The sequence below is a fragment of the Mesorhizobium sp. genome, from assembly GCF_041661565.1.
Lineage (GTDB): Bacteria > Pseudomonadota > Alphaproteobacteria > Rhizobiales > Rhizobiaceae > Mesorhizobium.
This window is the reverse complement of the sequence record NZ_JBAZUD010000070.1, coordinates 1-26,191: the sequence shown is the minus strand read 5'-3', so window position 1 is coordinate 26,191 and position 26,191 is coordinate 1. Positions and strand designations below refer to the sequence as shown.

At 63.9% G+C, this 26,191-nt stretch carries 24 protein-coding genes; 16 read left to right on the top strand and 8 right to left on the bottom strand.

The features are described 5' to 3' along the window. The 14 genes from WC739_RS14235 to WC739_RS14170 all read left to right on the top strand — a co-directional run. The coding region (locus WC739_RS14235; RefSeq protein ID WP_372953674.1) for a substrate-binding domain-containing protein at window positions 1-809 on the top strand (809 nt) is incomplete at its 5' end. Beyond that, window positions 806-1,822 (top strand): Gfo/Idh/MocA family protein, encoded by a 1,017-nt coding sequence (locus WC739_RS14230; RefSeq protein ID WP_372953673.1) that lies wholly within the window; start codon window positions 806-808, stop codon window positions 1,820-1,822. The genes WC739_RS14235 and WC739_RS14230, both read left to right, overlap by 4 nt. Then, window positions 1,819-3,420 (top strand): acyl CoA:acetate/3-ketoacid CoA transferase, encoded by a 1,602-nt coding sequence (locus tag WC739_RS14225; protein ID WP_372953672.1) that lies wholly within the window; start codon window positions 1,819-1,821, stop codon window positions 3,418-3,420. Before WC739_RS14230 ends, WC739_RS14225 begins: the two co-directional genes overlap by 4 nt. Then, window positions 3,413-4,189 (top strand): enoyl-CoA hydratase/isomerase family protein, encoded by a 777-nt coding sequence (locus WC739_RS14220; RefSeq protein ID WP_372953671.1) that lies wholly within the window; start codon window positions 3,413-3,415, stop codon window positions 4,187-4,189. Before WC739_RS14225 ends, WC739_RS14220 begins: the two co-directional genes overlap by 8 nt. A gap of 13 nt (window positions 4,190-4,202) precedes the next feature. Next, window positions 4,203-5,714 carry an aldehyde dehydrogenase family protein gene (locus WC739_RS14215; protein ID WP_372953670.1) on the top strand — a complete coding sequence of 504 codons (1,512 nt, stop codon included), beginning with the start codon at window positions 4,203-4,205 and terminating at the stop codon, window positions 5,712-5,714. A 57-nt stretch (window positions 5,715-5,771) separates the two neighbouring features. After that, window positions 5,772-7,025: an ABC transporter substrate-binding protein gene (locus WC739_RS14210; protein ID WP_372953669.1), complete on the top strand. Its 1,254-nt coding sequence runs from the start codon at window positions 5,772-5,774 to the stop codon at window positions 7,023-7,025. Between the two features lie 199 nt (window positions 7,026-7,224). After that, on the top strand, window positions 7,225-8,181 hold the full coding sequence (locus WC739_RS14205) for a carbohydrate ABC transporter permease (protein ID WP_372953668.1): 957 nt from the start codon (window positions 7,225-7,227) through the stop codon (window positions 8,179-8,181). After that, complete coding sequence (locus tag WC739_RS14200) at window positions 8,178-9,122, top strand: carbohydrate ABC transporter permease (protein ID WP_372953667.1); 945 nt, start codon at window positions 8,178-8,180, stop codon at window positions 9,120-9,122. Before WC739_RS14205 ends, WC739_RS14200 begins: the two co-directional genes overlap by 4 nt. Before the next feature lie 4 nt (window positions 9,123-9,126). Continuing rightward, window positions 9,127-10,242 (top strand): ABC transporter ATP-binding protein, encoded by a 1,116-nt coding sequence (locus tag WC739_RS14195; protein ID WP_372953666.1) that lies wholly within the window; start codon window positions 9,127-9,129, stop codon window positions 10,240-10,242. 2 nt (window positions 10,243-10,244) lie between these two features. Further along, window positions 10,245-11,747 (top strand): FAD-dependent oxidoreductase, encoded by a 1,503-nt coding sequence (locus tag WC739_RS14190; RefSeq protein WP_372953665.1) that lies wholly within the window; start codon window positions 10,245-10,247, stop codon window positions 11,745-11,747. 211 nt (window positions 11,748-11,958) lie between these two features. Continuing rightward, window positions 11,959-12,720, top strand: coding sequence for a 3-ketoacyl-ACP reductase (locus WC739_RS14185; protein ID WP_372953664.1), 762 nt, complete (start codon window positions 11,959-11,961; stop codon window positions 12,718-12,720). Window positions 12,721-12,732: 12 nt separating this feature from the next. Continuing rightward, window positions 12,733-14,361: a GMC family oxidoreductase gene (locus tag WC739_RS14180; protein ID WP_372953663.1), complete on the top strand. Its 1,629-nt coding sequence runs from the start codon at window positions 12,733-12,735 to the stop codon at window positions 14,359-14,361. A 20-nt stretch (window positions 14,362-14,381) separates the two neighbouring features. Next, on the top strand, window positions 14,382-14,699 hold the full coding sequence (locus WC739_RS14175) for a Dabb family protein (RefSeq protein ID WP_372953662.1): 318 nt from the start codon (window positions 14,382-14,384) through the stop codon (window positions 14,697-14,699). 90 nt (window positions 14,700-14,789) lie between these two features. Further along, a complete protein-coding gene (locus WC739_RS14170) occupies window positions 14,790-16,007 on the top strand; it encodes an MFS transporter (RefSeq protein WP_372953661.1) in 1,218 nt (405 codons plus the stop codon). A 57-nt stretch (window positions 16,008-16,064) separates the two neighbouring features. Here WC739_RS14170 and WC739_RS14165 read toward each other — a convergent pair whose 3' ends face one another. The 3 genes from WC739_RS14165 to WC739_RS14155 form a co-directional block, all read right to left on the bottom strand. Further along, window positions 16,065-16,910, bottom strand: coding sequence for an EamA family transporter (locus WC739_RS14165; protein ID WP_372953660.1), 846 nt, complete (start codon window positions 16,908-16,910; stop codon window positions 16,065-16,067). Window positions 16,911-16,917: 7 nt separating this feature from the next. After that, window positions 16,918-17,829: an endonuclease/exonuclease/phosphatase family protein gene (locus WC739_RS14160; protein WP_372953659.1), complete on the bottom strand. Its 912-nt coding sequence runs from the start codon at window positions 17,827-17,829 to the stop codon at window positions 16,918-16,920. 160 nt (window positions 17,830-17,989) lie between these two features. After that, a complete protein-coding gene (locus WC739_RS14155; RefSeq protein ID WP_372953658.1) occupies window positions 17,990-19,540 on the bottom strand; it encodes a cation:proton antiporter in 1,551 nt (516 codons plus the stop codon). 263 nt (window positions 19,541-19,803) lie between these two features. Here WC739_RS14155 and WC739_RS14150 point away from each other — a divergent pair, with 263 nt between their 5' ends. Further along, on the top strand, window positions 19,804-20,037 hold the full coding sequence (locus WC739_RS14150) for a hypothetical protein (RefSeq protein ID WP_372953657.1): 234 nt from the start codon (window positions 19,804-19,806) through the stop codon (window positions 20,035-20,037). Between the two features lie 13 nt (window positions 20,038-20,050). Further along, window positions 20,051-20,668, top strand: coding sequence for a cysteine hydrolase family protein (locus WC739_RS14145; RefSeq protein WP_372953656.1), 618 nt, complete (start codon window positions 20,051-20,053; stop codon window positions 20,666-20,668). 87 nt (window positions 20,669-20,755) lie between these two features. On the opposite strand, the gene WC739_RS14140 is transcribed toward WC739_RS14145, so the two are convergent. From WC739_RS14140 to WC739_RS14120, 5 genes are all read right to left on the bottom strand, one after another. Continuing rightward, window positions 20,756-21,820, bottom strand: a complete 1,065-nt coding sequence (locus tag WC739_RS14140) for an ABC transporter ATP-binding protein (protein WP_224664706.1) — start codon at window positions 21,818-21,820, stop codon at window positions 20,756-20,758. Window positions 21,821-21,850: 30 nt separating this feature from the next. Then, entirely contained in the window at window positions 21,851-22,642 is a 792-nt protein-coding gene (locus tag WC739_RS14135) for an ABC transporter permease (protein ID WP_372953655.1), read from the bottom strand. Continuing rightward, window positions 22,639-23,553, bottom strand: coding sequence for an ABC transporter permease (locus tag WC739_RS14130; protein ID WP_372953654.1), 915 nt, complete (start codon window positions 23,551-23,553; stop codon window positions 22,639-22,641). The genes WC739_RS14135 and WC739_RS14130 overlap by 4 nt, the downstream gene beginning before the upstream one ends. Window positions 23,554-23,622: 69 nt before the next feature. Next, window positions 23,623-24,729, bottom strand: coding sequence for an ABC transporter substrate-binding protein (locus WC739_RS14125; RefSeq protein ID WP_372953653.1), 1,107 nt, complete (start codon window positions 24,727-24,729; stop codon window positions 23,623-23,625). Between the two features lie 242 nt (window positions 24,730-24,971). Further along, window positions 24,972-26,144 (bottom strand): iron-containing alcohol dehydrogenase, encoded by a 1,173-nt coding sequence (locus WC739_RS14120; protein ID WP_372953675.1) that lies wholly within the window; start codon window positions 26,142-26,144, stop codon window positions 24,972-24,974. Window positions 26,145-26,191: the final 47 nt, after the last annotated feature.

Here is a 26,191-nt window from a genome sequence, read left to right as displayed (position 1 = left end):
TCGCTGAACTGGCGGTCGGCATGGAGCGGGTCTTCCAGTCGGCAGGCATCGTGCCCTTCATCGCCAACACGGCGGAGAATCCGGTGCGCCAGGAAGAGGTGCTGAAGTCGCTGATGGAGCAAGGCGTTGCCGGCCTTATCGTGTCGCCGGCGCGCGGCACGACGCCGGACGCTTTCCGCCGCATCGAGACGGCCGGCGTGCCGGTGGTCTTCGCCATGCGCCGCCTTCCCGAAAGCCGCATCCCGGTGATCGCTCCCGACAACCATCGCGGCGCCTGCCTCGCGACCGCTCATCTCATCGGCAAGGGCCATCGCCGACTGGCCTTTTTCGGCGGCTCATCGGACCTTGTCGTCTATCATGAGCGCCTCGGCGGTTTTCGCGAAGCCTGCGAGACGCTGGGCATCGCGACGCAGGACACGCTTGTCGTCGAAGGCGAGACCAGCCGCAGGGGCGGCATGGTCTGCCTGGAAACGGCGCTGTCGGTGAACGAACCCCCGACGGCGGCCCTGTGCTTCAACGATGCTGTCGCCTTCGGCGTCATGCTTGCCCTGCGCAAGCGCGGGCTCGAGCCGGGCGCCGATTTCGCCGTTGTCGGCTTCGACGACGTCGTCGAGGCGCAGCATTACATGCCGGCGCTGACCAGCGTCTCGGTGGACACGGCCGGCCTTGGCGAACGTGCGGCCCATGTCATGCTGAAGATGATCCAGTCACGCACCACGCGCGCCGAGGACCATATCGGTGCGGTCAATCTGGTGATCAGGGAAAGCAGCGGTCCGGATCGGCTCGCGGGAATCGGAGATGCGGCATGACCGTCAGATGGGGCTTGATCGGCGCCAGCACGATCGCCAGGCAGTTCATGATCGACGCTATCCGCGCACAGCCCGACGGCGAGATCGCGGCGGTGATGAGTTCCAGCCCGGAACGTGCCGCAGCCTATGCCGGGGAAAACGACATCCCCCGGGCTGTCTCGACGCTGGACGACCTGCTCTCCGACGGCATCGACGCCGTCTACATCTCGACCACCAATGAATTGCATCTCGAGCAGGCACTCGCGGCCATCAAGGCGGGAAAGCATGTGCTGTGCGAAAAGCCGTTGGCGCTGACCAACGCCGATGCGCGCAAGATGGTCGCCGCCGCCAAGGCGGCCGGCATCGTGCTCGGAACCAATCACCATTTGCGCAATGCCGGCTCGCACCGCGCCATGCGCGACGCCATTGCGGCCGGGCGCATCGGCAAGCCGATCGCCGCGCGCGTCTTCCATTCCGTCTACCTACCGGAAAACCTGCAGGGCTGGCGCATCACCAGGCCGGAGGCAGGCGGCGGCGTGGTGCTCGACATCACCGTGCACGATGCCGACACGCTGCGCTTTGTGCTCGGCGACGACCCTGTCGAGATTTCCTGCTTCACGCAATCAGCCGGGATGGCCGGAGCCGGACTCGAGGACGGCGCCATGTGCGTCTGGCGCTTCAAGACCGGCGTCATCGCCCAGTCGCATGAAGGTTTCACCACCAGATTCGCCGACACAGGCTTCGAGGTGCACGGCTCGGAAGGCTCGCTGATCGCCAGGAACGTGATGACGCAGAAACCTGTCGGCTCGGTGTTGCTGCGCACGGCGGCGGGCGAGGAGGAACTGAGCTTCGATCGCGAGGACCTTTATGCCCGGTCGCTGCGTCAGTTCCATGCCGCGATCCATGGCGAAGGCCAGCCTTCCGCCACAGGCGAGGACGGCGTCTGGTCGCTGACGGCGGCCGAAGCCGCTTTGCTATCGTCGAAATCGGGCAAGGCGGTCGCGATCGACCCGAAGCTTGGGAGCGCCAATTGAGCAAGGTCGTTACCGCCGCGCAAGCGGCTGACCTGATCGGGGACGGCATGATCGTGTCCGTGTCGTCGTCGAGCGGTCTCGGCTGCCCGGACGCGGTACTCGCCGCCATCGGCGAGCGTTTCGACGCGGAAGGCCATCCCAAGGACATCACCACGCTGCACCCGATCGCCGCTGGCGACATGTACGGCATCAAGGGCATAGATCATCTGGCCAAGCCCGGCCTGCTGAAGCGCACGCTGTGCGGCTCCTATCCGTCCGGTCCCTCATCTTCCGAACCGCCGCAGATCTGGAAGATGATCGGCGACAATTCGGTCGCCGCCTACAATGTGCCATCCGGCATCCTGTTCGACATGCACCGCGAGGCGGCCGCCAAGCGCCCGGGCGTGCTGACCAAGGTCGGGCTCGACACTTTCGCCGACCCACGCCACCAGGGCTGCGCCATGAACGCCGCCGCCAGCGAGCCGATCGTGTCGGTGCAGCAGTTCGACGGCGAGGAGTGGCTGTATTTCCGCTCCATCGTCCCGCAGGTCTCGATCATCCGCGCGACCACGGCCGATGAGCGCGGCAACCTCACCTACGAGCATGAGGGCGCCTATCTCGGCGGTCTCGAGCAAGCGCTGGCAGCCCGCAACAATGGCGGCGTCGTCATCGCGCAGGTCAAGCGCGTCGTCGAGAACGGCACGCTGAAGCCGCATGACGTGCGCGTGCCGGGTGTCCTGGTCGACCACATCGTCATCGCGCCGGACCAATTGCAGACCACGTTGACACCCTACGACCCGGCGATCTCCGGCGAGATCTTCCGGCCGCTGTCGACCTTCCGCAATGCCGAGATGAACGTGCAGAAGGTCATCGCGCGCCGTGTCGCCATGGAGTTGCGCGACGGCATGGCCGTCAATATCGGCTTCGGCATTTCGGCCAATGTGCCGCGCATCCTTCTGGAAGAGGGCCAGCACGGCAAGGTCACCTGGGTGATCGAACAAGGCGCGGTCGGCGGCGTGCCATTGCTCGACTTCAAGTTCGGCTGCGCCTCCAACGCCGAGGCGATCATGCCCTCGCCGCACCAGTTCATCTATTTCCAGGCCGGCGGCTTCGATGCGTCGCTGCTGTCCTTCCTGCAGATCGATCGCCACGGCTCGGTCAACGTTTCGAAGCTGTCGGCGCGGCCGCATGTCACCGCCGGCGCCGGCGGCTTCGTCGACATCACCGCCCGGGCCAGGAAAATCGTGTTCTCCGGCTTCTTCAATGCGGGAGCAAAGCTTTCGCTGGCCGACGGCGGGATCCGCATCGACGCCGAAGGCAAAGTCAAGAAGGTGGTCGACGAGGTCGAGCACATCTCCTTCTCCGGCAAGCGCGCCGTCATGCAGGGGCAGGACATCACCTATGTGACAGAGCGTTGCGTGATGAAGCTGACGCCGGACGGCCTGATGGTGACGGAATTGGCGCCGGGCATCGACCTTGAGCGCGATGTGCTGGCGCAGGCCGGAACGCCACTCGCCGTCGCCAGGGATTTGAAGATGACGCCCGAAGCCCTCTATCAGGATCGGCCAATAGGCCTGTCGCTGAATGGCGGCGCCTCGCTCGGAGGCACGCATGGCTGAACGCCTCGTTACGTTCGAGCAGGATGGTGCCATCGGCATCATCACCTTGCGTCGCCCGGAAAAGTTCAACGCGCTGGACATCCCGATGCTGCGGGCGCTGGAAACGGCTCTCGACGAAGCGGAGATGGCCGAAAGCGTCCGCGTCGTCTTGCTTTGCGGCGAAGGCAAGGGCTTTTGCGCCGGCGGCGATGTCGACGCCTGGGCGCAGATGAGCGCAGCCGATTTCCAGGTGCAATGGGTGCGCTACGGCCACCGCGTCTTCGACCGGCTGGCGCGCTTGCGGCAGCCGACGATCGCGGTCCTGTCCGGTCATACGCTGGGCGGCGGCCTGGAACTGGCGGTCGCCTGCGATTTCCGCGTCGCGGAAACGCAAATCAAGCTCGGCTTCCCCGAAACCTCTATCGGCGTCGTGCCCGGCTGGTCCGGCACCCAGCGCGCCGTGCGCCGCTTCGGCGCGCAGACGGTGCGTCGCATGGCGCTGGGGGGCGAGGTTTTTCTCGCCCCGGAAGCACTGGCATTGGGCGTTGTCGACAAGGTCACCGAGACCGGCACTGGCCTGGCCGAAGCCAAGGCCTGGGCCGGCCAGATCGCCGCGCGCGGCCCGCTGGCAACCGAGGCAGCCAAACTGATGATCGCGGTCGCCGAAGGCGAGGAAAGTGCTGCGGCAACGGAAGCGCTGGCAAGCGGCTTCATCGCCATGACCGGCGATCTCAAGGCTGGCGTGGGCGCCTTCAAGGCCAGGCAAAAACCAGAATTTTCAAGAACCTAGAGAAAACGACCTGATGAACGCTCCCCTCAACATCGCCATGCCCGCCGAGGCATCCGCAGCGCCAAAAGCCTATCGACTGCTGATCGACGGCAAGCATGTCGATGCTCGTGACGGCCGCATGCTGGAGCGCAAGAGCCCCGGTCATGGCTTTGCCGTTTCGCACTATGCACAGGCCGGCGAGGCTGAAGTGGAAGCTGCTATGCAGGCCGCGCACAAGGCGTTCGAGACCGGCCCATGGCCGCGCATGAAGGCGGCCGAGCGCGCCGCGATCCTGCTCAAGGCGGCCGACCTGATCGAGGCGCGCCTGGAAGAAATTGCTCGGCTCGATGCCCTGGAATCCGGCAAGCCTATCGCCCAGGCGCGCGGTGAGATCGGCGGCGCCGTCGACATCTGGCGCTATGCCGCCGCGCTCGCTCGCACGCTGCATGGCGAGAGCTACGCCAATCTCGGCGACGCTATGCTCGGCGTGGTGCTGCGCGAGCCGATCGGCGTCGTCTCGATCATCACGCCGTGGAATTTCCCGTTCCTGATCGTCAGCCAGAAACTGCCTTTCGCGCTCGCCGCCGGCTGCACGGCTGTCGTCAAGCCGAGCGAGATGACCTCGGCCTCGACCTTCGTGCTGGGCGACATCCTCATGCAGGCGGGCCTGCCGGCCGGCGTCGTCAACATCCTCGCCGGTCTTGGCGCCGATGTCGGTGCGCCGATGGTCAGCCATCCGCTGGTCGAGATGATCTCGTTCACCGGCTCGACCCGCGTCGGCAAGCTGACAATGGCCTCGGCCGCGCAATCGCTGAAGAAGGTGTCGATGGAACTGGGCGGCAAGAACGGCCAGATCGTCTTCCCCGACGCCGACCTCGAAGCTGCCGCAGACGCCGCCGTGTTCGGCGGCTTCTTCAATGCCGGCGAATGCTGCAATGCCGGCAGCCGGCTGATCGTGCACGAGGCGATCGCCGACGATTTCCTTGCTGCGGTCAAGGCGCTCACCGCCAGGGTGACGGTTGGCGACCCGCTGGATGACCGCACCAAGGTCGGCGCCATGATCTCGTCGGACCATTTGGACAAGGTGACCGGCTACGTCACGGCGGCGGCCAGTGACGGCGGCAGCGTCTACAGCGGCGGCGGACGGCTGGTCTCGAATGCCGGCCAGTATCTCGACCCCACCATCCTTCGCGGCATCACCGGCGACATGGCCGTCGCGCGTGAGGAAGTGTTCGGCCCGGTGCTGTCGGTGCTGACTTTTGAATCGATTGAAAAGGCGTTGCACATCGCCAATGACACGCCTTATGGTTTGTCGGCGGGCGTTTGGAGCGCCAGCATCGACACCTGCATGTCGGTGGCGCGTGGCGTGCGTTCGGGGACCGTCTGGGTGAACACATTCATGGAAGGTTATACCGAGCTGCCCTTCGGAGGCTACAAGCAGTCCGGTCTCGGACGCGAACTCGGCAAACGCGCCGTCGAGGATTATACCGAGGAAAAGACAATCCAGTTTCATCGCGGCCAGCGCACCGGATGGTGGGTCGGCTGAGTTGGGAAGAACCCGGTGGGCTCCACCGGTCGTGTAATGCAACAAGGGAGGTAGTACATGTTGCGCAAACTGCTTATCGGAACTGCTCTCGCATCCGGCCTGGCCTTCGCGGCCCACGCCGAGGACGTCAAGGAAGTGCAGATGCTGCATTGGTGGACGTCGGGCGGCGAAGCGGCTGCTCTCAACGTCCTCAAGGGTGACCTTGCCAAGGAAGGCTACGCCTGGAAGGACGTGCCGGTGGCCGGTGGCGGTGGCGACGCCGCCATGACCGCGCTGAAGGCGATGGTCGCGGCCGGCAACTACCCGACCGCATCGCAGATGCTTGGCTACACCGTGCTCGATTACGCCGCTGCCGGCGTCATGGGCGACCTGACCGAGACGGCGAAGAAGGAAGGCTGGGACAAGTCGGTTCCGGCCGCGCTGCAGAAGTTCTCGGTCTATGACGGCAAGTGGGTCGCGGCTCCGGTCAACGTCCACTCGGTCAACTGGCTGTGGATCAACAAGGCGGTCATGGACAAGATCGGCGGCACCGAGCCGAAGACCTTCGACGACTTCGTTGCCCTGCTCGACAAGGCCAAGGCGGCCGGCGTCATCCCGCTCGCGCTCGGCGGCCAGAACTGGCAGGAAGCCACCATGTTCGACTCGGTCGTGCTGTCGACTGGCGGGCCTGATTTCTACAAGAAGGCCATGAACGATCTCGACGACGAATCGCTCAAGTCGGATACGATGAAGAAGTCGTTCGACAACCTCGCCAAGCTGGTCACCTATGTCGATCCGAACTTCTCGGGCCGCGACTGGAACCTTGCCACCGCCATGGTCATGAAGGGCGACGCCCTTGTCCAGGTTATGGGCGACTGGGCCAAGGGTGAATTCCACGCCGCCAACAAGGCCCCGGGCACGGACTTCCTGTGCTATCGCTTCCCCGGCACCGACGGCTCGGTGATCTACAACTCCGACATGTTCGGCATGTTCAACGTGTCCGACGACCGCAAGGCGGCGCAGATCGCCCTGGCCACCGCCACCCTGTCGAAGAGCTTCCAGTCGGCCTTCAATGTCGTAAAGGGGTCGGTGCCGGCCCGTACCGACGTTCCGGACACCGACTTCGACGCTTGCGGCAAGAAGGGCATCGCCGACTTGAAGGCAGCCAATGACGGCGGCAAGCTGTTCGGCTCGCTGGCGCAGGGTTACGGCGCGCCTCCGGCGGTCGCCAACGCCTACAAGGATGTCGTCTCGAAGTTCGTCCACGGTCAGATCAAGACCTCCGACGAGGCCGTGACCGAACTGGTCAAGGCGATCGACGACGCCAAGTAAGCGCCACGCATGAAACACCTTCCCCGCCCCGGCGGGGAAGGCCTCCATTGCATGTCGCCCAAAGCGCCGGGCGCTCACGGCAACGGAATCCAGGCGAACAAAGACTTGGCCAGCCTTGCGTCGATCAACAACCCGTCCGCACGGGACTATTCCTGCCGGCTGACGGCGCGGGATGGATGACCCGAAACGGGAGGAACCCATGAGTTCGGTAGCGACAACACAGATCAAGCTGACCCCGGAGCGCAGCCGCCCGCGGGTGTCGGTGCGCTCGCGCCTGCAGGACGCCCTGCCGAAGCTCGTCCTGGCGCCGAGTTTCGCCATCACCATCGTCTTCGTCTATGGCTTCATCCTGTGGACGGTCTACCTGTCCTTCACCAACTCCAAGACGTTCCCGTCCTATGTCATCACCGGCTCGCGCGCCTATCAGCGGCTGTGGGGCTGGACGTTCGATACCGATCCGCCCTCGAGCTGGTACACCTCCATCACCAATATGGGCATTTTCGGCTTTCTCTACATCTTCATCTGCCTGGCCCTCGGCCTGTTCCTGGCCATCCTGCTCGACCAGAAGATCCGCGGCGAAGGCATGCTCAGGCCGATCTATCTCTACCCGATGGCGCTGTCCTTCATCGTCACCGGCGTCGCCTGGAAATGGTTCCTCGATCCCGGCCTCGGTCTCGAACAGACCCTGCATCAATGGGGCTGGACGAGCTTCCATTTCGACTGGATCAAGAACAAGGATTTCGTCATCTACACGGTGGTCATCGCCGGCGTCTGGCAGGCCTCGGGCTTCATCATGGCGATGTTCCTGGCCGGCCTGCGCGGCATCGACGGCGAGATCATGAAGGCGGCGCAGATCGATGGCGCCACCACCTTCCAGCTCTATCGCCGCATCGTCATCCCGCTGCTGCGGCCGATCTTCCTGTCGGCCTTCATCGTGCTCGCCCACCTCGCCATCAAGTCCTATGACCTTGTCGTGGCGCTGACCAGCGGCGGGCCCGGCGGCTCCGCCTGGCTGCCGTCCAACTTCATGTATGAGTACACGTTCAAGCGCAACGAAATGGCCGTCGGCTCCGCCAGCGCCGTTATCATGCTGATGACCATCGTCGCCATCATCGTGCCCTATCTCTATTCGGAACTGCGGGAGAAGCCCCGATGAGCGCCGTTGCCACTTCAGCCCGCCAGGCCTCCGGCGGCATCAACGTCAAGCTCGTCAACCGCATCGTCATCTACGGGCTGCTGGCGCTATTCGCGGTCTTCTACCTGATGCCGCTGTTCGTCATGCTGGTCACGTCGTTCAAGACCATGGACGAGATTCAGAACGGCAACATGCTGGCCCTGCCGAGGGCGCCGACCTTCGACCCGTGGCTGAAGGCCTGGGGCGAAACCTGCGTCGGCCTCACCTGCGCCGGCATCAAGGGCTATTTCTGGAACTCGATCAAGATGGTGGTTCCCGCCGTGCTGATCTCGACCATGCTGGGCGCGCTCAACGGCTACGTGCTGACCAAGTGGCGTTTTCGCGGCGCCACGCTGGTCTTCGGGCTGATGCTGTTTGCCTGCTTCATCCCGTTCCAGTCGGTGCTGCTGCCGATGGCGACCATCCTGGGCAGTCTCGGCCGCTTCGGCGTGACGCTGCAGAACACGTTCGGCACCAGCTTCGGTCTCGGCAACCCGACGGTCAATCTTGTCTTCGTCCATGTCGTCTACGGCATCGGCTTCACAACCCTGTTCTTCCGCAACTATTACGAGGCGTTCCCGACCGAACTGGTCAAGGCAGCCCAGGTCGACGGCGCGTCCTTCTTCCAGATCTTCCGCCGCATCATGCTGCCGAACTCGATGCCGATCTTCGTCGTCACCGTCATCTACCAGTTCACCAACATCTGGAACGACTTCCTGTTCGCCTCGGCCTATGCCGGCACCGGCGACGCGATGCCGATGACCGTGGCGCTCAACAACGTCGTCAACACCTCGACCGGCGTCGTCGAATACAACGTCAACATGGCGGCCGCGATGATCGCCGCGCTCCCCACCCTGCTCGTCTATGTGCTCGCCGGCCGCTATTTCGTGCGCGGTCTCATGGCCGGCGCCGTCAAAGGATAATTCGATGGCTTTTCTTGAAATCGATGGTCTGCGCAAGCGCTTCGGCCAGGTGGAGATCCTGAAAGGGATCGACCTCGACCTCGAAAAGGGCGGCTTCCTTGTCCTGGTCGGCCCGTCCGGCTGCGGCAAGTCCACGCTCCTCAACACCATCGCCGGGCTGGAAACGATCACCGCCGGCGAAATCCGCGTCGACGGCCGCACCATCAACGATCTGCATCCGTCCAAGCGCGACATCGCCATGGTTTTCCAGAGCTACGCGCTCTATCCGAACATGACAGTGGCGGGAAACATCTCCTTCGGCATGGAGATGCGCGGCGTGCCGGCGGCCGAGCGGCAAAAGGCCATCGACAAGGTGGCGAAGGTGCTGCAGATCGGCCATTTGCTGCAACGCAAGCCAAGCCAGCTTTCCGGCGGCCAGCGCCAGCGTGTCGCCATGGGCCGGGCGCTGGTGCGTGACCCCAAGCTGTTCCTGTTCGACGAACCGCTGTCCAATCTCGACGCCAAGCTGCGCGTTGACATGCGCATCGAGATCAAGCGCCTGCACGCCACCACGGGCACCACCATCGTCTATGTGACCCACGACCAGATCGAGGCGATGACGCTGGCGACCAAGATTGCGGTCATGCGCGACGGCGAGGTGCAGCAGTTCGGCACCCCGGCCGAGATCTACAACAACCCGACCAATCTTTTCGTCGCCGACTTCATGGGTTCGCCGGCGATGAACCTGATTCCGGCGACGATCGGCACCGACGGTAATGCGCTGTCCGTCGTGCTACAGCGAGAGGCACGCGAGCCGATCTCGCTGCCGATGGCCAACGCGCCGGCAGGTCTGTCGGCATTCCAGGGCAAGCCGATCATCTTCGGCGTTCGCCCCGAAGCGCTGACCGATCCGGAAGGCGCCGAGCGCAACGCCTCCAACATCGCCACCGCCGACTGCCATATCGAAGTGGTGGAACCAGCGGGCTCCGACACCTTCGCCGTCACCAATCTGGGCGGCAAGGGCGTGGTCGCGCGTCTGCGCGCTGACGCCAACATCCAGCCCGGCACGAATACTCCGCTCGCCTTCAACCTGACCAAGGCGGTGTTCTTCGACCCGGCGACCGAAACCCGCATCCGCTAGCCATGACAAGTCCGGACATCGTCATCATCGGCTCGGGCGTCGGCGGCGCCACGATTGCCTCCGGCCTTGCCGGCAGCGGCGCCTCGATCCTGATGCTGGAGCGCGGCGAACCACTGCCGGCGACGTCCCATGCGCGCGACACCCGCTCGATCTTCGTCCATGGCCACTACCGGCCAAAGGAGATGTGGCGGGAGGCCGGCGGCGCCGCCTTCAATCCCGGCAACTACTACTATGTCGGCGGCAACTCGAAATTCTACGGCGCCGTGCTGATCCGCTACCGCAAGGAAGACTTTTCCGAGATGGAGCACTTCGGCGGCGTCTCGCCCGCCTGGCCGTTTTCCTATGACGAATTCGAGCCGTGGTATTCGAAGGCGGAGCAATTGTTTCGCGTGCGCGGCGCGCTGGGCGAGGATCCGACCGAGCCCTTCCACTCGATCCCCTACGCCTTCAAGCCGGTGCCCGACGAGGCGCCGATCGCACGCGCCCGCGCCGAGCTCAAAGGCCTTGGCCTGCATCCGGCCTCGCTGCCGCTCGGCGTCGACATCGATACCTGGCTGAAGGAGGGCAAGACCGGCTGGGACGCTTTCCCCAACACCGGCCAGGGCAAGGTCGACGCCCAGACCGGGCCGCTGACAGCTGCATTGAAAGACAGCAACATCCGGCTCGAGACGGGCTGCCACGTCGAGTATCTCGAAGCGGCGCCGGACGGCAAGACCATCGCCACCATCCATTACCGGCAGAATGGCGAGGCGAAGAAAGTCGCGCCGAAGCTGGTCATCCTCGCCGCCGGTGCGGTCAATTCCGCCGTCATCCTGCTGCGTTCGCCATCAGCCGATGGCAAGGGCCTCGCCAACCGCTCCGACCAGGTCGGCCGCAATTTCATGAACCACAATTCGAGCGCCATGCTGGCGATCGACCCGCGCCGACGTAACAATTCCGTCTACCAGAAGACGTTGATGTTGAACGATTATTATCTTTCCGATGGCAAGGGCGGCAAGCCGCTCGGCAACGTCCAGCTACTCGGCAAGATTGACGGCAACATGCTGAAGGCCAACGTCAAGAGGATGCCGGGGTTCGCGCTCGATTTCATGGCCGGCCATGCCGTCGACTGGTACCTGATGTGCGAGGACCTGCCTGACCCCGAAAGCCGTATCATGGTCGACGGCAAGGACATCGTCATGCAGTGGCGGCGTTCCAACATGCAGTCGCTCGACGGGCTGACCAAGGTGATGCGCGGGAATTTCCGCGCCTGCGGTTATCCCATCGTGCTGTCGCGCCCCTTCGACAAGCGCACGCCGTCGCACCAGTGCGGAACGGTCAGGATGGGCAACGATCCCGCCACCGCGCCGCTCGATCCCTTCTGCCGCGCCTTCGATCATCGCAACCTGTTCGTCGTCGACGGCAGCTTCCTGCCGACCTCGGCAGCGGTCAATCCGGCACTGTCGATCGCGGCCCAAGCGCTGCGCGTCGCCGAGCATATCCGCAAGACGGAGTTGGCGGCATGACAGGTTTGCGCCGCCCCTCATCCGCCTACCGGCACCTTCTCCCCGTGGAGGACGGGGAGAAGGGACTTGGCCGCAACGTCGGCGCTCTTTTTACAATGTTGGCGATTGGCGAAACCGCCGATGACGGCGTTCTTCTCCCCGTCCCTATACGGGGAGAAGTGCCCGGCAGGGCGATGAGGGGCAGCGCTGACATCCGCAAGGCTCAGCTCCAATGACCCGCCCGGCGGCCATCGTCACCGGCGGCGCGCGCGGCATTGGCCTTGCCTGCGCCGAGGCGCTGGCGGAGGCCGGTTTCGACATTCTGGTCGCCGATCTTGCTGAACAAGCTCCGCACGAACTCGCCGCCGACATCACCGCGCGCGGTGCGAAATTCGCTTATGCCTGTTGCGACATCGCCGATCTCTCTGCTCATGCCACGCTCGTCGACGCGGCGATGCGCGCCTTCGGCCGTATCGACTGCCTGGTCAACAATGCCGGCGTTGGCGCTGCCGTGCGCGGCGACCTGCTGGAACTGGAGCCGGAGAATTTCGACCGCATACTGGGCATCAACCTGCGCGGCACCGTGTTTCTCAGCCAGGCCGTCGCCAAGGCGATGCTGGCCACGGCCGGCGACCACGCAAGATCGATCGTCACCATCACCTCCGTCAGCGCCGACATGGCCTCCCCGGAACGCTCCGACTACTGCGTCTCGAAGGCCGGGCTTTCCATGTGGGTGAAGAACCTGGCTCTCAGGCTCGCCTCCGAAAACATCGGCGTCTTCGAGGTGCGGCCCGGCATCATCCGCACCGACATGACCGCGGGCGTGGCCGCCAAATACGATGCCTTGATCGACGGTGGACTGGTGCCGGCCAAGCGCTGGGGCGAGGCATCCGACATCGGCGCCGTGGTGGCAGCGCTTGCCGGCGGCAAATTCGGCTTCTCGACCGGCTCGGTCATCAATGTCGACGGCGCGCTCTCCGTGCCGCGATTGTAAGTGGGTGGTCTAATGACGGACTATATCATCGTCGGCGCCGGCCCGGCCGGCTGCGTTCTGGCCAACCGGTTGAGCGAGGATGCGGGCAATTCGGTTCTGCTGCTGGAAGCCGGCGGCAAGGACTGGCATCCCTATATCCATATGCCGGCGGGCTTTGCCAAGATGACCAAGGGCATTGCGTCCTGGGGCTGGTCGACAGTGCCGCAGAAGCACATGAAGGACCGCGTGTTCTGGTACACGCAGGCCAAGGTGGTCGGCGGCGGCTCCTCGATCAACGCCCAGATCTACACCCGCGGCAACGCACGCGACTATGACGCTTGGGAGAAGGAAGAGGGCCTGACCGGCTGGGGCTACCGCGACGTGCTCCCCTATTTCAAGCGCGCCGAGAACAATCAGCGCTACGCCAACGACTTTCATGGCGACCAGGGCCCGCTTGGCGTCTCCAACCCGATCGCACCGCTGCCGATCTGCGAAGCCTATTTCCGCGCCGGCCAGGAGATGGGCATTCCCTTCAATCCGGATTTCAACGGCGCCAGCCAGGAAGGCGTCGGCTATTACCAACTGACCCAGAAGGATGCCCGCCGCTCCTCCGCCTCGGTCGCCTATCTGAAGCCGATCCGCGCCCGCAAGAACCTCACCGTCAGGACCGACATATTGGTGACCCGCATCGTCATCGAGAAAGGCCGCGCCATCGGTGTCGAGATCGTCGACAGGCCCGGCGGACAGAAGACGATCCTGCGCGCCGAGCGCGAGGTCATCGTCTCGTCCGGCGCCATCGGCTCGCCGAAGCTCCTGATGCAATCGGGCATCGGCCCGGCCGATCATTTGAGATCGATTGGCGTGACACCGGTTCACGACCTGCCCGGCGTCGGCTCCAACATGCAGGATCATCTCGATTTGTTCGTCATCGCCGAATGCACCGGTGACCACACTTACGACAATTACGCCAAGCTGCACCGCACGGCTTGGGCCGGCCTGCAATATCTGCTGCTGAAGAAGGGGCCGGTCGCCTCCAGCCTGTTCGAGACCGGCGGCTTCTGGTACGCCGACCCGACCGCCGCCTCGCCCGACATCCAGTTCCATCTCGGCCTCGGCTCCGGCATCGAGGCGGGGGTGGAGAAGCTGAACAATCCGGGCGTCACCTTGAACTCGGCTTTCCTGCGCCCCCGCTCGCGCGGCACCGTGCGGCTGAAGAGCGCCGACCCGTCCGACCACCCGCTGATCGATCCGAACTACTGGTCCGATCCCTATGATCGCGACATGTCGCTCAAGGGGCTGCGGCTGGCGCGCGAGATCATGCGGCAGAAGGCGCTTGCCCCCTACGTGCTGCGCGAAGTGCTGCCCGGCCCGTCGCTGGCCAGCGACGAAGACCTGATCGCCTACGCCTGCCGCAGTGCCAAGACCGACCACCATCCGGTCGGCACCTGTCGCATGGGCCATGACAACATGGCCGTGGTGACGCCGGACCTGCGGCTGCGCGGCATTGAGGGCCTGCGCGTCTGCGACGCCTCGGTGATGCCGCGCGTGCCCTCCTCCAACACCAATGCGCCGACCATCATGGTCGGCGAAAAAGGCGCCGACCTCATCCTCGGCCGCGAGCCGCTGCCGCCGGCGGTGTTCTCCGGAAACTGCGCGGCCTGACAAACTGGAAGGAACACCCCATGATCAGGCATTGTGTCTTCGTCAAATTCCGCGCCGACGTCGCCGCTGAAGAACGCGCGGCGATCCACGCCGACCTGGAGGCGCTGCGAAAGGTGATTGACGGCATGGACACGGTCCTGTTCAGCGCCAATGTGAGCCCTGAGCCCTTTGCGCGCGGTTTCAGCCATGGCTTCACCGTCGATTTCCGCGATGCCTCCGCCCGCGACGCCTATCTCGTGCATGAGGCGCACCAGCGGGCCGGCGCCCGGTTGGTCGCAGCCCTCGACGGCGGCACGGATGGATTGATGGTCATCGATCTCGACCTTACGAAAAAGTGACCGCGGCTCTTTCGAAAGCCGGCTGACCAGCTGTTCTCTTTTGCCGGACGGGCGACATATCGTTGCCTCGGGAACGCAAAGGAGGACGCCTTGAACCTTACCGTGCAGCAGAAGAAGACCGTGTTGGCCTCATTCCTTGGCTGGACGCTCGACGCCTTCGACTTCTTCCTCCTGACATTCCTGCTCACCGATATCGCGGCTGAATTCCAGACCGACGTACCGGCGGTTTCGAAGGCGTTGTTCCTGACTTTGGCGACACGCTTCATCGGCGCCTTCTTCTTCGGCATGCTCGCCGACAGATACGGGCGCAAGCCGATCCTCATGCTCAACATCGTCAGCTACTCGGTGATCGGCGCGCTCGCCGCCTTCTCGCCCACCCTCGGTGTGTTTCTCCTGCTGCGCGCTCTGTTCGGCATCGCCATGGGTGGAGAATGGGGGCTCGGCAGTTCGCTGGCCATGGAATCCGTCCCGCCTGGTGCGCGCGGCATTGTCTCGGGCATCCTGCAATGCGGCTATCCGGCGGGTTATCTCCTGGCAGCAGTAGTCTATGGCCTTCTCTACCAGCAGACGATCGGCGGCTACACGATCGGCTGGCGTGCCATGTTCCTGCTCAGCTTCATCCCGGCCCTGATTGTCCTGTTCATCCGCTCGCATGTTCCGGAATCGCCGGCCTTCGTCGAGGCCCAGAAGACGGCGCGGCCGGGGATGCTGGAAACGCTCCGGAACAACTGGGGCGTGGCGCTCTATGCCGTCGTGCTGATGATGTTCTTCAACTTCTTCAGCCATGGCACGCAGGACCTCTACCCGACCTTCCTGAAGAAGCAGCATGGCTTCGACCCGCACACGGTGAGCTGGATCACCATTGTCGCCAACATCGGCGCCATTGTCGGCGGCCTGGCGTTCGGCGCGCTGTCCGAGAAGATCGGCCGCGTCAACGCCATCACGCTGGCCTGCGTGATCGCCCTGCCGGCGATTCCGCTCTGGGCCTATAGCTCCACGCCGTTCATGCTCGCTATCGGCGCCTTCATCATGCAGATCGCGGTCCAGGGCGCGTGGGGCGTCATCCCGGTCCATCTCAACGAGCTTTCGCCCGGCGCGGTCCGGGCAACCTTGCCCGGCTTCATCTACCAGGCCGGCAATCTCGCAGCGTCCTATGGCGGCCCCTATCAGGCCGGAATTGCCGAGGCGGCCGGAGGCAGCTACGGCTACGCGCTGGCACTTTTCGCAGGCGTGGTCGCCGTCTGCATCATCGTCGTCATCCGCTTCAGTCCGGAGCGGCGCGGTCAGGTGATGACCGTGCTGACCTGAGCGCCTTCTTGAGCATGCTCTTTATCCGAAAGGTCTGCCACTTTTCGGGATAATGCTTTAGCCCATTCTGAGCGCGAACACGCCGGCGACGATGCTGAGCGCGGCGATGCCGCGCCATCCCGTCATCTTCTCGCCAAGCGCGTAGACCGAGATCAGCATGGCAAACAGGATCGAGGTTTCGCGCAAGGAAGCCACCGAGGCGATCGGCGCCTTGGTCATCGCCCACATGACGATCCAGTAGGCCGCGCCGCTGAGCACGCCGGTGAACAGTCCGGTCTTCCAGTCGCGCGCCAGGACGGGAAGCGCCTTCGGCCCGCGAAACACCAGGCACAACACCAGCGCCCCGAAAGCATCGCAGATGAACAGCCAGGCGGCATAGCTCTGCGCTGTCGCCGCCAGCCGCGCGCCGCTGCCGTCGGACAGCGTGTAGCTGGCGATGAAGATCGAAGTGCCGAGCGCGAAGCCGACTGCTCGCAGGTTGAGCTTCTCCAGATGCGCGCCGCCGCGAAACGACATCACCAGCGTGCCCGCCGACAACAGGACGATGCCGAGAATGGCGAATGGCCCCGGGATTTCCGAAACGAGGACGATGCCGCCCAGCGCGGCAAGCAGGGGCGCGGTGCCGCGCGCCAGCGGGTAGGTCTGGGCGAAATCGCCAGCCTTGTAGGCCCCGATCAGGAAGGTCCGGTAGCCCATGTGAAAAAGGACGGAGGCGATGATGTAAGGCCATACCTCGGCCTGGGGCACTTCGACGAAGGGCAGCACCACGAGCGCCGCGGCGCCCATGCCGAGCGTCATCAGCGTGATCGACAGGAAGCGGTCGAGATGCACCTTGACCAGGGCGTTCCAGATCGCGTGCATGGCGGCGGCGGCAAGCACCGCGAAAAAGACGAACAGGGTCATCGGTGGCTCATCCGCCGCGTTGCATGGCAAGCGGCGTTTCGAGATCGATGTCGACGCGCAGCGGGAAGTGGTCGGAGGCGATTTCGCCGATATCCGATCCGACCGAGCGCACGCGCCCGGCAAACATGCCGCCGACAAAGCAATGGTCGAGCCGGCGCTTTGTGACTTTGCCGTCGATGGTCTTCACATGCGTATGGAAATTGGTGGTCGCCTCACTGGCGACAGCGGCCGCGTCGACGAAGCCGTCGAGATAGGCCGCTCCGCGATGATAGGGCGTGCTGCCGGCGATACGAAGGTATTCCGCACTGCCCGGCTCCATGTTGAAATCGCCCATCCAGATCGCCGCCAGCGGATTTTCCGGCTCGGCTTCGCCGCTGGTCCAGTCGCGCGACGGTTCGTCGTCGATGCCGCTCCACGGCCCGCCGTCTGAAGGCGCCCGGCGATGCTCGCCAAGCAGATAGTCGATCTGCTCCAGCCGTTCCTCGGCCGCAATGTGGGCGAGATGCAGCGACAGCACCCGCACCGGGCCGGCCGGCGTGCGGATCATGCATTCCAGCGCCGCGTTGCGTGTGTTGAGCGGCCGCAGCGTGCGCCGCATCGGCAGGGCGTGCAGGCGCGACCAGGTGATCGGCAGCTTCGACAGCAGCATGGTGCCGAACTGCCGGCGACGGTTGACGATCCGGCCGTCATGCCGTTCGCTGGCGTCCATGTCGAAGGCCGGCCCGTAGACCCAGTGATAGTCCGGCAGGAGGCGGGAAAGCAGCTCCGGCTGGTCGTCGAAATTGCTGCGCTGCCAGTGGCGCTCGACTTCCTGCAAGGCAATGATGTCGGCGCCGGCGACGATGCTGGCGGCGCGCGAAAGATCGTAGCGGCCATCGCCGCCAAACCCGTATTGGATGTTGTAGCTGATCAGCTTCATTGCTTATCCGGCTCAATTTCGATGATGGCAGTAGCGGCTCGGCGGATTGGTTGCAATGTGTGGGGAAAGCCAGCGGCTTGGGCCAGAGCCGTCTCACATAGTTGCGGCAACGCCATGCACCGATTCCCTGATATCCGGCTTTCAGGCAGCGGCGATCCGGTCACGTCGTCAGCGGCTGGAATCGTCCAGGCGGCGAAGCCGCCAGTTCCGTCCAGTCTATCTCCTCCTCCAGGCGATGGTAGGCTTCATCGCCGATCGTGCCGTTTCGGCGCAACTCCTCCAGCGCGTCGCGCTGACTCTTGATCGCGTAGAGACGCAGCCGGTCGTATTCCGTCACCCCCTTGGCGTCACCGGGATTTTCGGCGATCGAGTGCTGGGCGGCATATTGCTCGCGCACCACGGCCGCGGCGCTCGATGTCTTGCCGCTCAATATATCGAGGGCAGCCTGGGTAACCGCGAGACGGGCGCGCGCAACCTCCTTGTCGACCGTCTCGTCCAGTCCGAGGTCAAGGATGCGCAGCAACGGCTTCAGGCTCATGCCTTGCAGCACCAGGGTTCCAAGGACAACCGTAAACGCCGCGAGCACGATCGGATCCCGGCCCGGGAAATCAGCCGGCAGGGCGAACGCTGCCGCCAGTGTCACCAGGCCGCGCATGCCGCACCAGCCGACCAGCACGCCGCCGCGAAATGTCGGGGCTTCGACACGTCTGTCGGCGCTGCCGAAGCGCGCAAGCCATCTGATGACCGCTCCGTAACCAAGCACCCAGACGAGACGCGAAACGATGACGACCGCCAGGACGACGGCAGCGAACAGGAAGGCGTCGGCCTGTCCGGCGCCGGCGAGTCGCTCGACGATCGAGCGCGCCTGCAGGCCCATCAGCACGAAGGCCAGCACGTTGAGCACGAAGACCGCGGTCTCCCAGACCGAATAGGAGCTGACGCGCTTCCTTGCCGACATGCGGCGCGGCGCGGTACGCGCGATCGTCATGGCATAGACGACGATGGTGATGATGGCGGAAAGACCGAGCCTGTCGGCCAGGATCCAGACGCCGAAAGTGCCCGCGAACTGCAACACCGTGCCGCTCGCGGCGTCTTCGATGCGCACAAGCACCGCCAGGGACAGCCGGCCGAGCACATAGCCGGCGGCAAGGCTTCCAACCGTCGACAAGGCAATCATGGGAGCGGCACTGCTCAACAGCACGGGACCGAGCGTCGCGGCGACGGCGAAGCGGTAGATCAGCAGCGCGGTCGCGTCGTTGAGCAGGCTTTCGCCCTGCAGGATGGCAGTGATGCGGTAGGGAACCTTGAATTGTCCCAGCACGGCCGACGCCGCGACCGCGTCCGGCGGCGCGACGATGGCTCCGAGCGCTATCGCGGCGGCGACAGGGAGGCCGGCTATTTTCCAGCCGACGAAAGCAACCGTCGCCGTGGTGAAGACAACGGCTCCGAGCGCAAGCATGACCAGCGACACCCTGTAGCGATTGAGGTCGCGCAGCGACGTGTCATAGGCGGCGTCGAGCAGCACCGGCGCGATGAACAGGACAAGCACCAGTTCCGGATCGATCTCGATCTTCGGCACACCGGGCAGGAAGGCGATGCCGGCGCCCGCCAGTGCCAGCAAGGACGGATAGGGAACCCGCACGCGCCGCGACAGCGCCGTCAGCGCAACGGCGATCAACAGCAGGACAAGCGTCAGTTCAAAGAGAGCCATGCCTCATCGTAGCGATGAAACAGGACCATTGGCAGTGACAAAGTCACCCCCAGGGACTCGCCCTTAGCGGTTATTCCGCAGTCCTGCCGGAACCCGGCCTTCCGGTTGGCCCCGCCGCGCTTGCCGGCCTCCAAGGTTTCGCTGACAGCAATGCCGGTCCTTCGCCGGAAACCGATGGAACAAGGCTTTTTTTGGCAAATTATCAAGCTGCCGTTCCCCGAGGAAAGCACCGGCAAAGGTGTCGAGACAGTTTGGAGGCAACCATGGCAACCGAGATTGAGGCGCGTCGGCTTAAGATGCTCATTGAGCAGTATGTCGAGGTGCGGAAGAAGCGGCATGACGTCGTCTCGCTCAGTCAGGCCGAGAGGGCCATTCTGGCGGTGCTACGCGACTGCCCTGTGTCGGGCCGGGAGCTCGATGACATGATTGCGGCCAGCGCTCTCGCGCACGGCCTCGGCGTCGCCTTCGATACACGACAAGCACCCCCTGAACTATGACATTGCACGCCAGATGACCGCTGAGCCCACACTACGCGACGATCCAATTGGCGCAAACGCAGTGCATATCTGCGTCGATATGCAGGCGATGTTCCGCGAGGCGTCGCCATGGTCGATGCCGTGGATGGAAAGGGTGTTGCCTCGGATCATCGACCTGTGCAGGGCACACCCGTCGCAGCTGGCGTTTACACGGTTCATTCCGGCCCGGCGTCCGGGAGACGGCCAAGGCACATGGAAACGCTACTACGAGCGGTGGGCCGACATGACGCTGGAGCATCTTGGACCCGGACAGGTCGACCTCGTTCCGGAACTTCGAAGGTTTGCGCCGCCGGCGCCGGTCATCGACAAGCCGGTATATTCACCCTGGCTTGGGACGAACCTGCGTGAACATTTGGCCCAGCGGCGTTGTGATACGATTATCGTGACGGGCGGCGAAACAGACATGTGCGTGCTCTCGACCGTGCTGGGCGCCGCCGATTACGGCCTGCGCACAATCGTAGCCCAGGACGCGTTGTGCAGCGCCTCGGACAAAGCCCATGATGCCATGATCGAGCTGTTCAGTAGCCGCTACGGCCAGCACATTGAAACTGCGGTAGTCGACCAACTCCTAGAACGGTGGATCACGCCGTGACGGAGCCAAAGCCATTCGAACGACGACAACGCAAAATTCTGTGGCGCAATCGCACTCGCTTCGTTTGCTGTCCGTTATGATCCGCGCTTAGTGCAGCACCAGCATGTCGTTCGACGAGAACGAGATCTCGGCCCTTTCGCCAACTGCGGGCGGCGGCGTGGCCGGGCTGTTGAACGTGTCCAGCGACACCATGTTGCCGCCGATTCCGACGCGGACCCGGATCACTGAACCAAGGAAATGCACTTCGGAGATTTCGCCCGAAAGGCTGGAGTCACGACCGGGTTGACGGCCGAGCGAGATTGCTTCCGGCCGCAGCGCCAGCGACAGCGTGTCACCGGACTTGGACCCGTTGAGCTTGCCCTTGAGCGAGACTTCCTGCGTGTTGACCTGCACCGTGCCGGCTGCGGCGTCAGTGACCTTGCCTTCGAGAACGTTCAGCGTGCCGACGAAATTGGCGACGAACTTGGTCGCCGGCCGGTTGTAGATCTCGAATGGCGTGCCGACCTGCTCGGCCTTGCCGCCATACATCACCGCAATGCGGTCCGAGATCGACAGCGCCTCTTCCTGATCGTGCGTCACGAAGATGGTGGTGATGCCGAGCTTCTTCTGGATCGAGCGGATTTCTTCGCGCAGCGAGACGCGCACCTTGGCATCGAGCGCCGACAGCGGCTCGTCGAGCAGCAGCAGCTTCGGTTTCGGTGCGATGGCGCGGGCCAACGCGATACGCTGCTGTTGGCCGCCCGAAAGCTGGTATGGATAGCGGTCGGCCATCTGCGGCAGCTTGATGATGCCGAGCATCTCGGCGACGCGGGCATCGATGTCCGCCTTCGGCATGCCGGCGACCTTCAGGCCGAAGCCGATGTTCTGCGCCACGGTCAGGTTCGGGAACAGCGCATAGGCCTGGAACACCATGCCGACATTGCGCTGGTTCGGCTTCAGCCTGGTGATGTCCTTGCCGCCGACGACGATCTTGCCGGCGCTCGGCTCCTCGAAGCCGGCGACCATGCGCAGCACGGTGGTCTTGCCGCAGCCCGATGGCCCGAGGAAGGAGACGAATTCGCCCCGCTCGACGTCGAGATTGAAGTCCTCCACCACCGTCGTGGGGCCGAAGGATTTTCGCACGTGCTGGATGGAGAGGAACGGGTCGGCCATGGTGTTGTTCTTTCGATCAGTGCTTTTCGATCAATTCGGACGGTTCGCCGATCTCGGCGCGAAGCGGGACAGGATCTGGATGAGCGACATGCAGCCCCAGGTGATGGCAAAGGCGATGATGGCAAGCGCCGCCGGTTCATAGGCGCGGTTGGCGCCGACATTCTGCAGATACGGACCGAAGGCGGGCCGGTTGAGCAGGCTGGCCATGGTGAACTCGCCGATGACGATGGCGAAGGTCAGGAAGGCGCCCGACAGGACCGCGATCAGCACGTTGGGCAGGATCACCCGGCCGATGATCGTTCCCCAGCCGGCGCCAAGGATCTGCGCTGCCTCGGTCAGCGTCCTGACGTCGATGGTGCGCAACCCGGTGTCGACCGCGCGATACATGTAGGGCAGCGCAAGCATCGCATAACCGATGACCAGCAAGGCATTGGTGCCCATGTCGCTCGCCAGGAACGGCAGCGGTGAATTCGAGCCGTACATCCTGATATAGCCGAAGACGATGACGATGGCCGGGATGACCAGCGGCAGCAAGGTGATGAACTCGACGACGGGCCGCAATTGCGGCAGGCGAAGCCGTATCCAGTAGGCAGCCGGCACCACGATCAAGACGCCCAGGATGATGGTGCAGACCGCGGCGAGCACCGAATAGCCGAACGTCGCCTGAAAACGAGGATCGCCGAGCACGATCTGATAGGCGTCGAAGGAATAGGCGCCACGCCGCATCCGCAGCGAAAACTCCACCGTCGCGATCAGTGGGATAAAGAAATAGGCGGCGCCAAGCGCGAAGACCACCCAGGCCCAGAATTTACCGGACTTCATTTCAGCCACCTCTCCGAACGGGTTCGGAACCAGATGTAGAAGACATTGGCGAGCCCGGTGATGACGATCATGCCAAAGGCGATCGCATAGCCGAGATGAGCATTGTGCAGCACGTCGCCCCGTATCTGCGCATAGAGCAGGATCGGCACGATGTTCAACGATGAGCCCGTGAGTGCGTAGGCGGTGGCGATCGCGCCAAAAGCGTTGGCGAACAGAAGGATGACGGTACCAAGGAAACTTGGCCATATCACCGGGATGACAACCATGCGCCAGTACTGCGCCATGGTCGCGCCGAGCGTCGCCGCGGCCTCGCCCCATTCCTTCTTCAACCCGTCAATGGCCGGCACGATGATGACCACCATCAGCGGAATCTGAAAGTAGACATAGGTCAGCGTCAGGCCCCAGAACGACAGGATGTTGAAGCCGTGAGCGTAAATGTTGAGGCCGAACAAGGTGTTCAGGATCACCGTCGCAAGACCCAACCGGCCCAGCGTCGCGATGAACGCGAAGGCGAGCGGAACCCCGGCGAAATTGGAAGCAACGCCGGAGAACGTCAGGGTTGCCGAGCGGATCCATTCCGGCAGGCCGCCGCGAACGATGGCGATGGCAATCGCCAGGCCTGCAAACGCACCGATCAGCGACGAGGCCAGGCTGACCTTGATCGAAATCCAGTAAGCCGAAACGATCGAGGGCTGCGCCAGCGCCGCGATATTTTCCAGCGTGAACTCGCCCGCATCGTTCTGAAACGCCCCCAGCATCAGGTAGAGCGTGGGCAGGATCAGGAACATGATGGCGAAGAGGAAGAAGGGCGCGACGCCGAGCCACTGCGTCGGCAGCCTCAGGCTGCGCGCCTCGGCGGGGGGCGCGGTCTTGCCGGCAACAGCGTGATCGGACAATGAGAGATCGGTCATGCGCCAGCTACCGTCTTCGAGAGAAAGAACCGGGCGGCCGCGAAGCCGCCCGGTGTTTGATGTCTGAATTTACTTGACGTTGGCGCCGACGACCGCGTCCCAATTCTTGGTGATCGCTTCCTTCGACTTGCCCTGCTCGTCGAGCGTCGGGAACACAGCTGCAGTGTAGGCTTCAGCCGGGGGCAGCTTGGCCATCACGTCCGCCGGGAGCTTGCCGTTCTTGGCAAGGTCGTTGAAGCGGATCGGGTGGCAATAACCCTTGAGCCAGCCGATCTGGCCTTCGTCCGAATACAGGTATTCCAGCCAGAGCTTGGCTGCATTCGGATGCGGCGCATAGGCGCTGATTGCCTGCACGTAGACGCCGGCGACGACACCGGTCTTCGGCACGACGACGTCGACGGGCGGATTGCCCTTCAGCGTGTCGCGGCCGGCGAGCGCGTTGTAATCCCAGGTCACCAGGATCGGCGTCTGGCCCTGGGCAAGCGTGGCCGGCTTGCCGATGACCGGAACGAAATTGCCGGCAGCGTTGAGTTTCTTGAAGAAGTCGAGGCCAGCAGTGCCGGCGGCTTCACCGGCGGCGGCACCGCCCGAAAGGCCAGCGGCGTAGACGGCCTGGATGGCCTGGTTGGAGGCGCGGGGATCGCCGGCAAGCGCGACGGTGTTGGCGAATTCCGGCTTCAGCAGATCAGCCCAGTCAGCGGGCGATTCCTTGACCAGGTCCTTGTTGACCAGGAAAGACAGCACGCCGTAATAGTCGCCCGTCCAGTAACCGTCGGCGTCCTTGGCACTGTCAGGGATCGAGTCCCAGGTCGAAACCTTGTAGGGCTGGATCAGGCCGTCGGCCTTTGCGGTCGGGCCGAACGACAGGCCGACGTCGATGACGTCAGGCGCCTGCGGGCCCTTGTTGTCCTTGTTGGCCTTGATCGCCTCGACCTCGTCGCCGGAACCGGCATCGGGGTTGAGTTCGTTGACGGTGATTTCCGGATATTTCGCCTTGAAGCCGGCGATGACGTCGCCGTAACCGCACCAGTCATGCGGCAAAGCGATCGTGGTGAGCTGGCCTTCCGCCTTGGCGGCCTTGACGAGATCGTCCATCGAAGCGGCGGACGAAATCACCGACGACACCATGAGGGTCGCGGCCGAGAGGGAAAGCACTTTCCCCGTGAATTTGAACATGTGTTCTCTCCGTTGAACTGACGCCGTTGGACGCCTGCGATCCGGTATCGTTTTCATGTGACAGCCAGATGAAAGCTTTGTGAAACCGGTTGCTCGCAGTGCGAAAAAGTAAACTCTTTTTAACCTGATGTAGCAATCGCTTGGCGATTCTTTTTCCGGCTAACAAGTTTCGTTCCTGCCCCTCATACTCTCCCTTCGATTGTTCACGCCTTTTCGAAATCAACTTCCGGCCTTGAAACGCCTCACACCGTGCCGGCGATGGCGTCTTCGAGCAAGGTCAGCGCCGCCTTCCGGGTCAGCTTGACCGGATTGCCGCCGGCGGTCGGATCGACGATCGCCATGTCGGCGATCAGGCCCTTGCGCTTCTTGTCCATGTCGAGCCCCTTGATCAGGTCCGGCAGCGCATGCGGCACCTTCAGCTCCTTGCGCAGCTTGATGATGGCCTTGGCAAAGCCATCGAAGCCGCCCTTGATGCCGCAATAGGCGGCGAGCCTGGCGATGCGCACCTCTATGGCGTCGCGGTTGAAGGCCAGCACATAAGGCATGAACACGGCATTGGTCATGCCGTGGTGGGTGTCGTAGAGCGCGCCGATCGGATGCGACAGCGAGTGGATGGCGCCGAGCCCCTTCTGGAAGGCGGTGGCGCCCATGGCGGCGGCGCTCATCATATGGGCGCGCGCGACGAGATCCTTGCCGTTGGCATAGGCCTTCGGCAGGTTTTCGAAGACCAGCCTGACTCCTTCAACCGCGATGCCATCGGCCATCGGGTGATAACCCGGCGCGCAATAGGCCTCGAGGCAATGGGCAAGCGCGTCCATTCCCGTGCCGGCGGTGATGAAGCTTGGCATGCCAACCGACAGTTCGGGATCGGCGATGACGATCGCCGGCAGCAGCTTGGGATGAAAGATGACCTTCTTCGTGTGCGTCGCCTCGTTGGTGATGACGCCGGCGCGGCCGACCTCCGATCCGGTGCCGGCCGTGGTCGGCACGGCGATGATCGGTGCGATCGCATCCGAATTGGCGCGTGTCCACCAGTCGTCGACATCCTCGAAGTCCCATACCGGCCGAGTCTGGCCCGCCTGGAAGGCGATCAGTTTGCCCAGATCGAGCGCCGAGCCGCCGCCGAAGGCGATGACGCCGTCATGCTTGCCCTTCTTGAACACGGCGATGCCGGCGGTGAGGTTGGATTCGACCGGGTTGGGCCTTACCTCGGAGAAGACGCCATAGGGGACCTTGGCATCGTCGAGGATCTTCAGGGTCGAGGCGACGACCGGCAATTTCGCCAGGCCCGGATCCGTGACGAACAGCGGCCGCTTGATACCCGTGGCCGCGAGCACCTCAGGCAGTTCCTTGATGCGCCCGGCGCCGAAGCGAACGGTGGTGGGGTAGTTCCATTTGGAGATCAGCTTGGACATTTTCATCTTTCGGATGGTCAGATGGCTTCGCGCAGGTGGAAGGATTT